Origin of the sequence: Streptococcus sp. 2022WUSS083 (assembly GCF_044427155.1) — a bacterium.
GTDB lineage: Bacteria > Bacillota > Bacilli > Lactobacillales > Streptococcaceae > Streptococcus > Streptococcus hashimotonensis.
In genome coordinates this window covers 56,743-72,454 of sequence record NZ_JAOTGK010000005.1, presented here as the reverse complement: position 1 = coordinate 72,454, position 15,712 = coordinate 56,743, and the positions used below count along the sequence as shown (strand labels likewise).

The window sequence follows — 15,712 nt, the reverse complement described above, 5'->3', positions numbered from 1 at the left end:
TTGATTTATTTTAATCAGTTAAAATTCAGTTATTTTGCTAAAATCAAAAGAAAAAAGCCTTTGAAACGTTGATTTCATAGGCTTTCTGTATGTTGTCTTATTTTACCTCAGTAAAAATCACGTGCTTACGCAATTTTGGTGAGTATTTTTTCAATTGAAGACGGTCTGGAGTGTTACGTTTGTTTTTTGAAGTAAGGTACAAACGCTCACCAGATTCTTTGTGTTCAAGTGTAATATTTACGCGCATGGTATCTCCCTTCTATTATTCAGCTGAAGCAGCCTTAGCGATTTTACGTCCTTTGTAGTATCCTTTCAAAGATACACGGTGTGAACGTGAGTAATCTCCAGTAGTTTCATCAAATTTCACAGTTGGAGCTGCTACTTTATAGTGAGTACGACGTTTGTTTTTCTTCGCTTTTGAAGTGCGACGTGCAGGTACTGCCATTTCTTTCTTCCTCCATTAAATGTCAGGGCTAAGCCCCTTTTAAATCTAAAATAGTGCGTATGACTTTCGTCAACTTTAACAGTATAACAAAAGTTTTTTGTAAAGTAAAGTTACTTGACAGATTTTTTTCACTTTTTTGGAAAATAGCAGAGCATTTATGGTAAAATAAGGAGGATTGCAAGGCTCGACTGGTAGAGTTTGAGCCCTTAAGACTTAATTTGGAAAGGAAGAAGCACAACTTCGGGCGACATAAGTTGGCTTTATATACTTTAGTATGAAACTTCAAAAACCTAAAGGAACACAGGATTTACTACCGCAGGATTCTGCCAAATGGCAGTATGTGGAAAACTTTACCCGCAGCATTTTCAAACAGTACAATTACGCTGAGATTCGCACACCAATCTTCGAGCATTATGAGGTGATCAGCCGTTCGGTTGGCGATACGACAGACATTGTGACCAAGGAGATGTACGATTTCTATGACAAGGGAGAGCGTCATATCACCCTCCGTCCAGAAGGGACGGCACCCGTTGTCCGTTCTTATGTAGAAAATAAGCTTTTTGCCCCAGAAGTGCAAAAGCCAGCTAAGTTCTATTACATGGGCCCAATGTTCCGCTACGAGCGTCCGCAGGCTGGTCGTCTACGCCAGTTCCACCAGATTGGTGTGGAGTGCTTTGGCTCTAGCAACCCAGCAACAGATGTGGAAACCATTGCCATGGCTTATCACTTCTTTGAGGAGTTGGGAATCAAGGACATTCGCCTCCACCTCAACAGTCTGGGCAATCCAGAGAGCCGTGCCGCTTATCGCCAGGCCCTGATTGACTATCTGACGCCGCTCAAGGACCAGCTTTCCAAGGACAGCCAACGCCGTTTGGAAGAAAACCCTTTGCGTGTATTGGATTCCAAGGAAAAAGAAGACAAGGTCGCTGTGGAAAATGCACCGTCTATCCTGGACTATCTAGACGAAGAAAGTACAGCCCACTTTGAAGCGGTCAAGTCCATGCTGGACAGCTTAGGTATTGCTTACACCATCGACACCAACATGGTACGCGGTCTGGACTACTACAACCACACCATTTTCGAGTTTATGACAGAAGTGGGAGGCAATGATCTGACCATCTGTGCCGGTGGACGTTACGACGGTTTGGTGTCCTATTTCGGCGGTCCGGAAACACCAGCCTTTGGCTTTGGTATGGGCATTGAGCGCCTCATCCTAGTCCTTGAAAAGCAAGGCATTGACCTTCCTCTCGACACCCAGTTAGATGTTTACATCGCGGTTTTAGGTCAGGAGGCCAATAGCGGAGCGCTTGAGTTGGTTCAAGCCATCCGCAAACAAGGTTTCCGTGCAGAACGTGACTATCTGGACCGCAAGCTCAAAGCCCAGTTTAAGTCAGCAGATGTCTTTGGTGCCAAGGCCGTCATTACCCTGGGTGGTAGCGAAATCGAATCTGGACAGGTTGTGGTTAAAAATAACCAGACAAGAAGTCAAGTTGAAACAAGCTTGGAAGCACTCAAAACAGATTTCGCAAGTATTTTAGAAGAATTGGAGAAGCAGTAGTCTAGGCTGCTTCTTTTTTATTTTAGAAAGCAAAAAAAGAAGCGATTGGATGATCACTTCTTGAAAATAGTGGAGAACGCATTAGTGTGAGTGGCAGAAGTCTAAGACCATGCGACCTTGGATAGTTCCTGCTGCCATTTCATCAAAGACTGCTTCGGCATCTTCGACAGGACGTTTTTGAACGACTGGAACAACTAGTCCCATAGCACCGAAGTGGAAGGCCTCTTCTAAATCTTTACGAGTACCAACTAGTGAGCCGACCACTTTGATACCGTCTAGCACAGTCTTCACGATACTGAGGTCCATGTATTCAGATGGAAGTCCGACAGCCACCACATAGCCACCAGCACGAACACTGTCAATAGCTTGGTTGAAGGCTACTTTGGAAACAGCTGTTACAACAGTAGAGTGTACACCGCCACCAGTAATTTCTTTAATATATCCAGGAACATCTTCTACTTCAAGTCCGTTGATTGTCACATCTGCACCAACTTCTTTGGCGAGTTCCAATTTATCATTATTGATGTCTACGGCGATAACATGGGCGTTGAAGACTTTTTTAGCGTATTGTACAGCAAGGTTTCCGAGTCCACCAGCACCATAGATAGCAATCCATTGACCTGGTTCCAAGTGAGCTTCTTTAATCGCTTTGTAGCAAGTAACGCCAGCACAAGTGATCGAACTTGCTTGAGCTGGATCAAGACCTTCTGGAACTTTTACTGCATAGTCTGCTGTTACAATACATTGCTCAGCCATACCACCGTCAACAGAGTAGCCGGCATTTTTTACGGTACGGCAGAGAGTTTCGCGACCGGTTGTACAGTATTCACACATGCCACAGCCTTGGAAGAACCAAGCAACGCTGACACGGTCACCGACTTTTAGACTGGTAACACCAGGTGCGATTTCTGTAACAATACCGATTCCTTCGTGACCAAGCACGCGACCAGGAACCTTACCAAAATCACCATTGGCAACGTGGAGGTCAGTGTGACAAACACCACAGTACTCAATTTGGACCAAAGCCTCACCAGCTTCGAGTGGACGAAGTTCCTTATCGACAACGACAACACCAGTAGATTCTGGATTTACAACGACTGCTTTCATAAGCAGACCTCCTGTTTTAATATTTTATGTACATTTTTGGATGTGTTAATATAGTTGTTTTATATTGTTAAGAATATCACAATGTGGACAAAAATGCAAGAGTAGAAAAGAAGGGACAAATGAATAAGAAATTGAAAATTATCACGTAATTACTACAATATTTTCAAAAAAATCTATTTACTTGGAAGCGTTTTCTTGATAAACTAGTATCGTAAATGTTAGAGAAAGAATAAATTATAAAGATTTGTCTTACTTTATGTATTTTTTGACTAAACAAAGCAGAAACAAATCTGAACGTTTTCTGAAAACGAGAAAAAGTAAGCGTTTTCTATAACAAAACAGAAAAAATGTGAAAAAATTAACAATTTCTCTTTACAAATAAAATAAAAAATAGTAGAATAACATTGTGAAAAAGTTAACAAATAGTTAGCGAGTATATTTGGAGGAACACAATGGCTGATAAAAAAGTAGTATCACCAGAAGAAAAGTTGGTAGAAGCGCGCAAGCACGTCGATGAGCTTGTTCAAAAAGGTTTGGTTGCTCTTGATGAGTTCCGTAAACTTGGTCAAGAAGAAGTAGACTATATTGTAGCGAAAGCTTCGGTTGCAGCCCTTGATAAACACGGTGAATTGGCAATGCACGCCTTTGAAGAAACCAAGCGTGGTGTATTCGAAGACAAGGCTACTAAGAACTTGTTTGCCTGTGAGCACGTTGTCAATAACATGCGCCACACGAAAACTGTTGGTGTTATCGAAGAAGATGAAGTAACAGGTTTGACTTTGATTGCTGAGCCGGTTGGTGTTGTTTGTGGTATCACACCAACAACAAACCCAACTTCTACAGCAATCTTTAAATCATTGATTGCCTTGAAGACACGTAATCCAATTGTCTTTGCCTTCCACCCATCTGCACAAGAATCTTCTGCTCATGCAGCTCGTGTTGTCTATGAAGCAGCTGTGGCAGCTGGTGCCCCTGAAAACTGTATCCAGTGGGTAACAAAACCATCTATGGAAGCAACGTCTGAATTGATGAAGCATGATGGTATTGCAACAATCCTTGCAACTGGTGGTAACGCAATGGTGCGTGCGGCCTACTCTTGTGGTAAACCAGCTCTTGGTGTAGGTGCGGGTAACGTTCCAGCCTATATTGAAAAATCAGCAAACATCCGCCAGGCAGCACACGATATCGTCATGTCTAAGTCATTTGACAACGGTATGGTCTGTGCGTCAGAACAAGCAGTTATCATTGATAAAGAAGTTTACGATGAGTTTGTAGCAGAATTCAAGTCTTACAAAACTTACTTCGTTAATAAGAAAGAAAAAGCTCTTCTTGAAGAATACTGCTTCGGTGTGAAAGCTAACAGCAAAAACTGTGCAGAAGGTAAATTGAACGCAGACATCGTTGGTCGCCCAGCTGCATGGATTGCTGAGCAGGCTGGCTTCTCAGTACCAGAAGGTACAAACATCTTGGCAGCTGAGGTTGCTGAAATCGGTGAAAAAGAACCATTGACTCGTGAGAAATTGTCACCTGTTATTGCCGTCTTGAAAGTTGATGGTCGTGCAGAAGGTCTTGAAGCAGCTCGCCAAATGGTTGAATTCCACGGTCTCGGTCACTCTGCAGCTATTCATACGGAAGACGCAGAATTGGCGAAAGAGTTTGGTACAATCGTACGTGCTATCCGTGTTATTTGGAACTCTCCATCTACTTTCGGTGGTATCGGTGATGTTTACAACGCATTCTTGCCATCATTGACACTTGGTTGTGGTTCTTACGGACGCAACTCAATCAGTGATAACGTAAGTGCTATGAACTTGCTCAACATCAAGAAAGTAGGAAGACGTAGAAATAATATGCAATGGTTTAAAGTTCCTTCTAAAACATACTTCGAACGTGATTCTATCCAATATCTCCAAAAATGTCGTGACGTTGAACGTGTCATGATCGTTACAGACCGTGCTATGGTAGAACTTGGATTCCTAGATCGTATCATCGAACAATTGGACCTTCGTCGTAATAAAGTTGTTTACCAAATCTTCTCAGACGTTGAGCCAGATCCAGACATCACAACAGTTTATAAAGGTACAGAATTGATGCGTACCTTCAAACCAGATACAATCATCGCACTCGGTGGTGGTTCACCAATGGATGCTGCCAAAGTTATGTGGCTCTTCTACGAACAACCAACAGTTGATTTCCATGACCTAGTTCAAAAATTCATGGATATCCGTAAACGTGCCTTCAAGTTCCCAGAACTTGGTAAGAAATCTAAGTTTATCGCGATTCCAACTACATCAGGTACAGGTTCAGAAGTAACACCGTTCGCCGTAATCTCTGATAAAGCAAACAACCGTAAATACCCAATCGCTGACTACTCATTGACACCAACTGTGGCAATCGTTGACCCAGCACTCGTATTGACAGTACCTGCACACGTTACAGCAGATACTGGTATGGACGTATTGACTCACGCTACAGAAGCATACGTTTCAACAGTAGCAAACGACTTTACAGATGGTTTAGCACTTCAAGCTATCAAACTAGTATTTGAAAACCTTGAAAGCTCAGTGAAGAATGCTGACTTTGTATCACGTGAGAAAATGCACAACGCATCAACTATGGCAGGTATGGCCTTCGCCAACGCATTCCTAGGTATTTCTCACTCAATGGCTCATAAGATTGGTGGACGTTTCCATACTGTTCACGGTCGTACAAACGCTATCTTGCTTCCATACGTTATCCGCTACAACGGTACTCGTCCAGCTAAAACAGCTACATGGCCTAAGTACAACTACTATAAAGCAGATGAAAAATACCAAGACATCGCTCGTCTTCTAGGCTTGCCATGTTCAACACCAGAAGAAGCTGTTGCTGCATACGCACAAGCAGTTTACGACCTCGGTGAACGCATCGGTATCCAAATGAACTTGAAAGCACAAGGTATCGACGAGAAAGAACTCAAAGAACACTCTCGCGAATTGGCTCTTCTTGCTTACGAAGATCAATGTACACCAGCTAACCCACGTCTAGCAATGGTTGACCACATGCAAGAAATCATCGAAGACGCCTACTACGGTTACAAAGAACGTCCAGGTCGTTTGAAATAATCCTATTCCGTCGTCTTTCGTCGTTAGATTTCCTTGGTGAACTTCAGTTCTACCTTCGTCAATCTGCCTAGAAAGGCTTAGGACTAGAATTTTTTCGGCGTCAAGTCAGTATACTGAGCCTTGCTCAGTTGAATGGAGTATGATTTATAGGTAAATTGCCTCCAAATATCGTAAGACAATCCTCTATTGAAAAATAGGGGATTGTTTGTTTAGAAATATGGTGGAGATCCTGAAAAAAGCGAAAGTGGTTGGAAAGTTAGGGTTTAGCCGAGAAAAAGAGACTTTTCTATCTATCTTTCACAATTTTCTGTCAATTTATGGTAGAATAGAAAAAATAGATTTTTTATGAGGGATACCATGACATTAGTATATCAATCAACACGCGATGCTAAAAATACTGTATCGGCAAGTCAGGCGATTTTACAAGGCTTGGCGACCGACGGTGGTTTGTTTACACCGATTTCTATTCCAACAGTTGACTTGGATTTTTCTGTTCTTAAAGACGCTTCTTATCAAGAAGTTGCCAAGTTGATTTTATCGGCTTTCTTGGACGATTTCACGGCAGACGAGCTGGACTACTGTATCAACAATGCCTACGACAGCAAGTTTGACACGCCAGCTATTGCTCCAGTTGTCAAGCTCAACGGTCAGTACAACTTGGAGCTCTTCCGAGGTTCAACCATTGCTTTCAAGGACATGGCTCTGTCCATCCTCCCTTACTTGATGACGACGGCGGCTAAAAAGCACGGTTTGGAAAATGAGATTGTCATCTTGACCGCGACTTCAGGCGATACAGGCAAGGCGGCTATGGCTGGTTTTGCGGACGTTCCTGGCACGCAAATCATTGTTTTCTACCCACGTGACGGGGTGTCTAAGGTCCAAGAATTGCAGATGACCACGCAGACAGGGGCTAATACCCACGTGGTGGCCATTGACGGAAACTTTGACGATGCCCAAACCAACGTCAAGCATATGTTCAATGATGAGGCTCTTCGTGCCAAGTTGGCGGCTAAGAAACTCCAGTTTTCATCAGCCAACTCCATGAACATCGGCCGCTTGGTGCCACAGATTGTTTACTATGTCTATGCCTACGCTCAGCTGGTTAAGACTGGTGAGATTGCGGCGGGAGACAAGGTCAACTTCACCGTTCCTACAGGCAACTTCGGCAACATCTTGGCGGCCTACTATGCTAAGCAGATCGGTCTGCCAGTTGGCAAGCTCATCTGTGCGTCCAACGACAACAATGTCTTGACTGACTTCTTCTCGACGGGCGTTTACGACAAGAACCGTACCTTCCGCGTGACCACTAGTCCGTCCATGGACATCTTGGTGTCCTCGAACTTGGAGCGGTTGATTTTCCACCTCTTTGGGAATGACGCTGCAAAAACAGCTGAGCTGATGGAAGCTTTGAACACAACTGGTCAGTATGACATTCAAGGAGCTGACGCGGATATCTTATCTCTCTTTGCTGCTGCCTTTGCGACAGAAGAAGAAACCGCTGCGGAAATCAAGCGTGTCTATGACGAGTCAGGCTACATTGAAGATCCACACACGGCTGTTGCCTCAGCTGTCTATAAACAGTATGTGGAGCAAACAGGTGACCAAACTCCGACAGTGATCGCTTCTACAGCAAGTCCTTACAAGTTCCCAGTAGTTGCGGTTGAAGCGGTGACAGGCCAGTCAGGCTTGACTGACTTTGAAGCCCTTGCCAAATTGCATGAGATTTCAGGTGTAGCCCTACCACCAGCTGTGGACGGCTTGGAAACTGCACCAGTCCGCCACAATACCGTTGTTGCAGCTGCAGATATGCAGGCTGAAGTAGAGCGTTACTTGGGTGTTTAATTTTGATTCATTTTATGACAAACTGCTCATCTTGAGTGGTTTGTTTTTTATTCTTATTAAAATTAAAATTTACAGACAATTCAAAGAATGATATACTATAATGGAATATGTTTTAGAGAGGTAATCAATGGCACAAGAAGAAAAAATTTCTCGTGAAAAGAAAAAAGCCCTCTTGAAGCGGCTCAAAGAACGTATCAAGCCCAAGATGAAGCTGGTCTATTTGGCAGCCTTTCTATCCTGGGTACAATTTTTGATGCGGATTATTTCCTTCTATCTGATTGCTAAGGGCTTTGTGACCTACTATGAGGGTGGGCAGGTTGATTTAGTAAGGTTTGTCCTTATCTTGCTGGGGCTCAATGCTTTTGGCTATGGTATGGCCTTGATTGCCAAGCGTTTGCAGGGCTTGGGTTCCCAGTTTGCTCGGGATTCACTTAAGCAGTCTTTCTTTGAGGCCCTCTTGGCCAAGGACGGTCAGTTTGAATCAAAGGCAACAGCGGCGGACGTCTTTAACATCGCTTCACAGGGGATTGACAGCCTGGATACCTACTATTCCTACTACATGGCTTCTTCTTTACGGACCCAGTTTAACTGCGCGACCGTTCTCTTGCTGGTTTTTCTGATTTTCCCGATGGGTGCGGTCATTTTCATCTTGGCCTTGCCTCTGATTCCCATTTCCATCATCGCAATGCAGAAGCGGTCCAAGCGGATTATGAATCGCTATTGGGGTTCCTATATGGATGTGGGCAATCTTTTCCTGGACGACCTCAAGGGGCTCAACACTCTTTACTCCTATCAGGCGGATGAGACTTATGAGAAGACCTTCAATGAGCAGGCCGAGGACTTCCGCGATGCGACCATGGAGCTACTCAGCTTTCAGTTGCAAGCGGTGGGCTATATGGATGCGGTCATGTATCTGGGGATTGGCTTGTCTGGTTTTATGGCGGTCAATAGCCTAGCGGCAGGCAATTTGTCCCTCTTTAGTATGCTCTTCTTTGTCCTCATTGCGACGGAGTTTTTTGCACCCATACGGGAGCAGGGCTACGGTATGCACTTGGTTATGATGAATACCAAGATGGCGGATCGCATCTTTGGTTTCTTGGACAGTATGACAGCGGATCAGGAAATCGATGCTGCCCATGTGCCTGCTTTTGACAGTCTAAAACTAGAAGATTTGGCCTTTGCCTACGGAGAAAAGCCAGTCTTAAAAGATATTTCTATGACCATGACGGCTGGTAAGGTCTATGCTTTGGCAGGTGAGTCAGGGCAGGGGAAAACGACCTTGGCCCAGTTGCTCTTGGGACGCTTGCGGTCGGATAAGGGAGCTATTTACTTGGGTGAGCAGGAGATTTCAGGTGTCAGTCAGTTATCTCTGAATGAGCAGGTCCTCTATGTGTCGGGCCAGTCAACCTTGCTCAACCAGTCAATCTATGAAAATTTACGCATGGCTTGTGACTGGTCCAAGGAGGACATCTTGGATTGGGCAGATCAGCATGGGGTCTTGCAGTTTGTTAAGAATCTGCCAGACGGTTTGGATACGATTGTGGGTGATGACGGTGCCTTCTTGTCGCCTGGTCAACGCCAGCAGGTCATCTGTGCCCGTGCGGTCTTGACCAAACGCTCCCTTTATATCTTTGACGAGGTGACGTCCAGCGTCGATCAGGACAATGAAGGTTTGATTTACGACCTCATTAACTTGGTGGCCAAGGATGCGATTGTCATCATCATTACCCATAAGATGAAACAAGTGAAGCAGGCAGATGACATCCTCTTCCTGTCTGCCCAAGGAGCTGTGACAGGCAACCATGCCACGCTTTATCGGACTAGCTTGGCTTATGGTCAGCTGGTTGATCAACAAAGAGAATTGGAGGAAGCCGTTTATGGATAAGAAAGAAATGCCAACAAGTGTGCTGATTCCGAGACTCTTGCAGTCCATGAAGCACCTCTTGCCACGGATTGCGGTGGCGGTTTGCTTTGCGGTCTTGGGACAGGTGGTGACCATTGCTATTCCAGTTATGCTGGTCTATCTGGCTTTCAATGCCCTTACTGGCAATCCTGCCCCGCTATGGACCTTGGGAATCCTCATTCTCCTAGCGCTTTTACGTGGTGCCTTCCGCTATGGTGAGCACTACTTTGGTCATTATGTGGCCTTTCATACCCTAGCGGCTTACCGTCGTTTGATTTTTGCAAAATTGCGGGCCCTGGCTCCTGGTAAATTGGATCGACAGGACAGCGGTAGCCTGCTTAAGATGATTGGGGAGGACATTGAGGCCTTGGAGGTTTTCTTTGCCCACACCATTGCTCCGATTTGTACAGGGATTCTGGTGGCTCTTGGTTTGACAGTCTATTTTGGGTTATCCAGCTGGGGTATGGCTCTATTGGCTCTGGTGACTTATGCCCTTTTGGCGATTGCTATTCCAAATCGTTTTGCTCAGCAGTTACAGCCCTTGCTCAAGGAGCAAAATGCTAGCCGTAAGGGCTATGTTTCCTACTTTATTGAAAGTCTCAAGAGCATGAAGGACCTGATGCAGTTCCAGCAGACAGATGCTCGTTTTGCCAAGCTGACGCAGAAAAGCCAAGAGGTCAATGGTCAGGAGCGAAAGGTCGCTCAAACTAACTTCATGCAGTATGCCGTTTCCTTCTTGGTGGTGGGCTTGTCTATCATGGGCTTTGCCTGGCTGACCTTCGACTTGGTTGGCAGTCAGAGTTTGGACTTAGCGACAGGAGTAGCCCTCCTGGTTTCTTTCACTAGCTCCTTTGCTCCCTTCTTGGAGCTCAGCCGTTTGCCACTTGGTTTCAAGCGGGCTATGAATGCCGGCCGCAATATCTATGCTCTTTTGGATGAAAAAGAAGCAGAGCGAACAGGTGACTTGGTTGAGGTCAGCGTGAAAGACATTGCCATTGAGCAACTGGACTTCGACTATGATGACCGAGAAACAGGGCTCTATCGTAACCTGTCTGTCCAGTTTGAACAGGGTGGTATTATTGGTTTGGTCGGTGAGTCCGGTGCAGGAAAATCCACCTTGATGAAACTAATCATGCGGTGGTATGACTGGCAGCAAGGCCAAATCCGCCTGTCTGGCTTGGATAGTCGGCAGGTAGATAAGGCACATTTGCAGGGGTCTTTTGCCTATGTACCACAGGTGCCGCAAATCTTCCGCCAGACCATTCGGGAAAATCTCCTCTTGGGACGGACGGATGTGTCGGATGAAACCATCATGGACTTGGCAGAAAAATGCCACATGAAAGAACGGATTTTGGCAGCACCGCAGGGCTTGGATACGCTTGTGGAGGCCGGTGATTTTTCAGTAGGAGAGGGGCAACGCTTGGAACTCATGCGGGCCCTGCTCAAAAATGCGGATTGCTATATCTTTGATGAGCCAACTAGTAACCTAGATTCGCTCAATGAAGCCCGCTTTATCCAGCTGGTTAAGGAACATTGTCAGGGCATGGTCTTCTTGATTTCCCATAGAAGCTCGACCATGGCTTGTGCGGATACCATTTTCCGCTTGGAAGACGGACAATTAGTAAAGGAAAAATAAATGAAGAAATTACAAGTAAAAGATCTGATGGTAACAGGGGCTTTTGCTGCCCTCTACTTTGTTTGTGTTGGTCTAGGAACCTTGTTGAGCTTGGTTTTTGATCGTTCGGGCAATATGATGTATGCACCTGCTGGAGCAGCACTTTTGGCAGGCCCTGTTTATATGTTATTGGTAGCCAAGGTTGGTAAATTTGGTTCAATTAGTCTGGTTGGAGCAGTAATGGCCTGTTTCTTTTTCCTATCAGGCTATATGACAGCGGCCTTTCTCCCAAGTTTGACCTTTGGTTTTTTGGCAGAAATGGTAGCGAAGTCAGGTCACTATAAACAAAAATGGACCAATCTTTTTAGCTATATCATTTTCTCTTTTGGAAACTTAGGACCTATTATTCTTATGTGGTTCATGCGAGATGCCTATGAGGCCAATCTTTTGGCACGTGGAAAATCAGCAGAATACATCGCTCGTGTCATGCTTGATTTCACTCCAGAGAATGTGCTATGGTTGTCAACGACCATTATCTTAACAGCTCTTATCAGTGGTTTGTTTGGTCAATATATGCTTCAGCGCTATTTTAAACAATCAGGTTATCTTTCATGAAATTAGATGCTCGTACAAAAATTATTCTCGTCATCTTCACTAGTTTTACCTATGGGATGAGGCTTACAATATTAGAAAATGCAGTGCTGGTCTTAGGTCTTAGCCTGCTTTTCTGGTTTTCTGGCAAGCGGAAAATGGCTATAATGAGTCCGATAGCCTATTCTATTTTTTGTCTGTTGTCCTATATTACATTTTTACCAGCATGGCTGACGCATTTGTTGCTTGTATTGACCTATACATGGCCTCCGCTTTTGGCAGGACATCTATTACTGATGACGACAAGTGGTTACGAACTCATTCATGGCTTGCGGAAATGGCGGTTGCCAGAGGTATTTCTTTTGACGTTGGGAGTAATGTTTCGTTTCCTACCTGCCATTAAACAGGATGCTCGTACGATTTGTGCCTCTTTGAAGGTTAGAGGAATTTTTTTACGGAAGAGAGATGTGGTTTGTAAGCCACTCCAGTACATGGAGTTTTTCTTGGTTCCCTTGATGATGTCTCTCTTGCGAACAGCTCAGGAATTGACAGTAGCCAGTCTGGCAAAAGGTTTGGCTGTATCTACAAAATCACCTGCATATATTCGGTCGTCTTGGACCGTGCTAGATTGGAGTCTTTGCTTATGTTGTCTCGTTTTTCTGATTCTCGTCCGGCTGTGACGGTAAAAAATGTAGCATTAACTTATTCAGGGGCAGATAAACCAGCCTTGCAGATAGAGGATTTGACCATTCCAGAAGGCCAGTGTGTTGTTTTATGTGGGCAGAGTGGCTCTGGGAAGTCTAGTTTTCTCAAGGTACTGAATGGTTTGACGCCAGAATATTATCCTGCTCAGCTTTCGGGACAAATTTTCTTAGGGAACTTGGATTTACAAAAATCTAGTCTGGAAGAAACATCTCGGCACATTGCTTCAGTCTTTCAGCATCCGTCTACTCAATTTTTTCATAGTCAGGTCTTGCAGGAATTGGTTTTCCCTTGTGAAAATCAGGGTTTGTCAAGAGAAGAAATCGAGAATCGCCTGGCTTGGGTTATGGAATTATTTGGTTTGGCTTCTCTTAGCCAGCGAACGATTTCCAGCCTATCAGGTGGTCAGCAACAACGTCTAGCCTTGGCTGTTGCAGCCATGCAAGGGACAGAAGTCTTGGTTTTAGATGAGCCGACTGCCAACCTAGATCAGGAAGGGATTGCGATTGTACAGGACATCTTGAAAACTTTAAAAAGCCAAGGAAAGACCATCATTATTGCCGAGCATAGACTGTCTTATCTCAGTCAGTTGGCAGATCGCTATTTATATTTTCAAGATGGGCAAGTGGTGACGGATTATCTAGCAGATGAGTTTTTAAGTCGGACAGAAGAATGCCGTCAGGATATGGGACTGCGTTGTTATGACTCGGAGCCTTATGGGCGGGCAATAGCGGAGCTGGCGGACCAGTTTGTTAATGATAAAGAGGGGTTACTTGTTGAAAATTTATCGGTAAGTCAGAAAGAGAATACTCTCTACAAGATTGAAAAGCTTTGCTTGGCACCAGGACAGGTGGTGGGTTTGGTTGGATCGAATGGTTCTGGAAAAACAAGCCTTGCTCGTTATCTGGTCGGTTTAGCGGAAGATAAGAAGAGTAGGATTTCTTGGCAAGGTCAAACCTTGTCTGGTCGCCAGAGATTGGAAAAAACAGCCTTTGTTATGCAGGATGTTCGCCTCCAACTATTTGCGGAAAGTGTTAGGCGAGAACTTACTCTTGGAAGGAAAAATAGAGCTGTCGATGAACATTTGGTAGCTCGTTTTGGTCTATCGGACTTGTTGGAGAGGCATCCGGTCAGTTTATCGGGTGGTGAACAACAGCGCGTGATGATAGTGGCCAGCTTACTGGCAGATAAGGAAATTTTCATTTTTGATGAACCGACGAGCGGTTTGGATTTGAGACGAATGCAACAAGTTGCTTCTGCTTTAGTAGACTTAAAAATGAAGAATAAGTTGGTTTTGTTAATTTCTCACGATGAAGAGCTATTGAATCTTGTTTGTGATAAAATAGTAGATATTAAACAGTTGAAATAGAGATTATGAACAAACAAACCTATAAAGAAATTTTAACCATTGCCTTTCCAGCCATGGGGGAAAACCTTCTCCAGATGTTAATGGGAGTAGTAGACTCTTATCTAGTAGCCAGTATTGGCATCGTAGCTTTGTCTGGAGTTTCCCTTGCTAATAATATTTTAGTCGTCTATCAGGCGGTTTTTATTGCCCTAGCAGCAGCGGTGTCTTCTCGTTTGGCTCAGACTTTGGGTGAAGAGGACTCAGAAGGCATTGGAGGAACTGCTAGTGAAAGTGTCAAGTTTACAGTTTTTATCGGTCTTCTTTTAGGGATTTTTTCAGTTCTGGCAGGTCCAATAGTACTTACTAGCTTGGGGGCAGAGTCAGAAGTGGTACAGGCTGGAGGTCTTTATTTGATATTGGTTGGTGGGGGAGCGCTTTTTTTGGGACTTATGACAAGTTTGAGTGCAATCTTACGAACCTTGGGGGAAACACGTTTTTCTATGTATATCAGCCTGTTTTCTAACATTTTAAATGCACTATTTTCAGCATTTGCAGTCTTTGTGCTTCATGCAGGTGTAGCTGGGGTTGCGATTGGAACGGTATTATCGCGATTGATTGGTTGTAGCCTGCTTTGGTCTCGCTTACCAATTTCTTTAAAACCATGGACCTGGTCCTTTGATAAAGAACTGCTTAGACTTGCCCTGCCAGCAACTGGTGAACGGTTGATGATGCGGGTGGGAGATGTGGTAGTCGTAGCTTTGATTACCAGCTTAGGAACAGCGACGGTAGCTGGAAATGCGATTGGAGAAACCCTGACGCAGTTTAATTATATGCCGGCTTTAGGGATTGCTACCGCGACAATCATCCTTACAGCGAAACACAGACAGGATAAGGCTATGGTCCGACATATTTTTCGAACAAGCTTTGGCCTTTCTTTGCTGTTTATGTTTTTGGTAGCTGGTGTGACTTATTTTGCGGGTCCTTTCCTAATCGATCTTTATACTAAGGATATTCAAGCAGCACAAGCTAGTCAAACAGTATTATTTTATGCCATGTTGGGAGTTCCCTTTACAGCTGGTACTCTTATTTTGACAGCTCTGTGGCAAGGTTTAGGAAATGCTAGATTACCCTTTTATGCCACAACTATCGGTATGTGGCTAGTGCGGATTGGAATAGCTTATTTACTTGTAACATTTTTTAAAATCGGTTTGTCAGCCATTTGGATTGCAACGATTTTAGATAATGCCTTCCGAGCAGGGGTGCTATTTTTTCAGTATAGGTATTCAAAACAAGAATCAATTTAAGATAAGGCTAAGAAAACTTTCAGTTTCTTTTAAGTTAGTAGCCATATACTATATTCAAGCTAGAAATAGCGAACAACTTTACTGAATTTCATTCAGTATCGTCATCCGTAAGAGCTAAAGCTCAAACGGCTGGCATATCTTTTTCATATAATCTCCTAGAGAACAGTCGGCCGTGGTCGGCTGTTTTCGTGTG

Annotated in this window: 12 protein-coding genes; 9 read left to right on the top strand and 3 right to left on the bottom strand. The window is 44.3% G+C overall.

What is annotated here, in order from left to right:
* Positions 1-97 precede the first annotated feature (97 nt).
* Together rpmG and rpmF are read right to left on the bottom strand one after the other, a co-directional pair.
* Positions 98-247, bottom strand: coding sequence for a 50S ribosomal protein L33 (gene rpmG, locus ODU41_RS07625; protein ID WP_002262412.1), 150 nt, complete (start codon positions 245-247; stop codon positions 98-100).
* A 15-nt stretch (positions 248-262) separates the two neighbouring features.
* Positions 263-445, bottom strand: a complete 183-nt coding sequence (gene rpmF / locus ODU41_RS07620; RefSeq protein ID WP_002937589.1) for a 50S ribosomal protein L32 — start codon at positions 443-445, stop codon at positions 263-265.
* A gap of 274 nt (positions 446-719) precedes the next feature.
* Here rpmF and hisS point away from each other — a divergent pair, with 274 nt between their 5' ends.
* Positions 720-2,003 (top strand): histidine--tRNA ligase, encoded by a 1,284-nt coding sequence (hisS, locus tag ODU41_RS07615; protein WP_398578852.1) that lies wholly within the window; start codon positions 720-722, stop codon positions 2,001-2,003.
* A gap of 81 nt (positions 2,004-2,084) precedes the next feature.
* Here hisS and adhP read toward each other — a convergent pair whose 3' ends face one another.
* The gene (adhP, locus tag ODU41_RS07610; protein ID WP_024408509.1) at positions 2,085-3,110 is read right to left on the bottom strand and encodes an alcohol dehydrogenase AdhP; all 1,026 of its coding nucleotides are present in this window, start codon (positions 3,108-3,110) and stop codon (positions 2,085-2,087) included.
* 452 nt (positions 3,111-3,562) lie between these two features.
* Here adhP and adhE point away from each other — a divergent pair, with 452 nt between their 5' ends.
* The 8 genes from adhE (at position 3,563) to ODU41_RS07570 (ending at position 15,519) form a co-directional block, all read left to right on the top strand.
* Positions 3,563-6,214, top strand: coding sequence for a bifunctional acetaldehyde-CoA/alcohol dehydrogenase (adhE, locus tag ODU41_RS07605; RefSeq protein ID WP_074391397.1), 2,652 nt, complete (start codon positions 3,563-3,565; stop codon positions 6,212-6,214).
* 357 nt (positions 6,215-6,571) lie between these two features.
* A complete protein-coding gene (thrC, locus tag ODU41_RS07600) occupies positions 6,572-8,056 on the top strand; it encodes a threonine synthase (protein WP_074391398.1) in 1,485 nt (494 codons plus the stop codon).
* Between the two features lie 127 nt (positions 8,057-8,183).
* Positions 8,184-9,941: an ABC transporter ATP-binding protein/permease gene (locus ODU41_RS07595; RefSeq protein ID WP_398578851.1), complete on the top strand. Its 1,758-nt coding sequence runs from the start codon at positions 8,184-8,186 to the stop codon at positions 9,939-9,941.
* A complete protein-coding gene (locus ODU41_RS07590; RefSeq protein WP_398578850.1) occupies positions 9,934-11,595 on the top strand; it encodes an ABC transporter ATP-binding protein in 1,662 nt (553 codons plus the stop codon). Before ODU41_RS07595 ends, ODU41_RS07590 begins: the two co-directional genes overlap by 8 nt.
* Positions 11,596-12,189 (top strand): MptD family putative ECF transporter S component, encoded by a 594-nt coding sequence (locus ODU41_RS07585; protein ID WP_011921864.1) that lies wholly within the window; start codon positions 11,596-11,598, stop codon positions 12,187-12,189.
* Positions 12,186-12,845, top strand: coding sequence for an energy-coupling factor transporter transmembrane component T (locus ODU41_RS07580; RefSeq protein ID WP_398578849.1), 660 nt, complete (start codon positions 12,186-12,188; stop codon positions 12,843-12,845). The genes ODU41_RS07585 and ODU41_RS07580 overlap by 4 nt, the downstream gene beginning before the upstream one ends.
* Complete coding sequence (locus ODU41_RS07575) at positions 12,809-14,236, top strand: ABC transporter ATP-binding protein (protein WP_313680607.1); 1,428 nt, start codon at positions 12,809-12,811, stop codon at positions 14,234-14,236. The genes ODU41_RS07580 and ODU41_RS07575 overlap by 37 nt, the downstream gene beginning before the upstream one ends.
* A gap of 5 nt (positions 14,237-14,241) precedes the next feature.
* Positions 14,242-15,519 carry an MATE family efflux transporter gene (locus ODU41_RS07570; RefSeq protein WP_398578848.1) on the top strand — a complete coding sequence of 426 codons (1,278 nt, stop codon included), beginning with the start codon at positions 14,242-14,244 and terminating at the stop codon, positions 15,517-15,519.
* Positions 15,520-15,712: the final 193 nt, after the last annotated feature.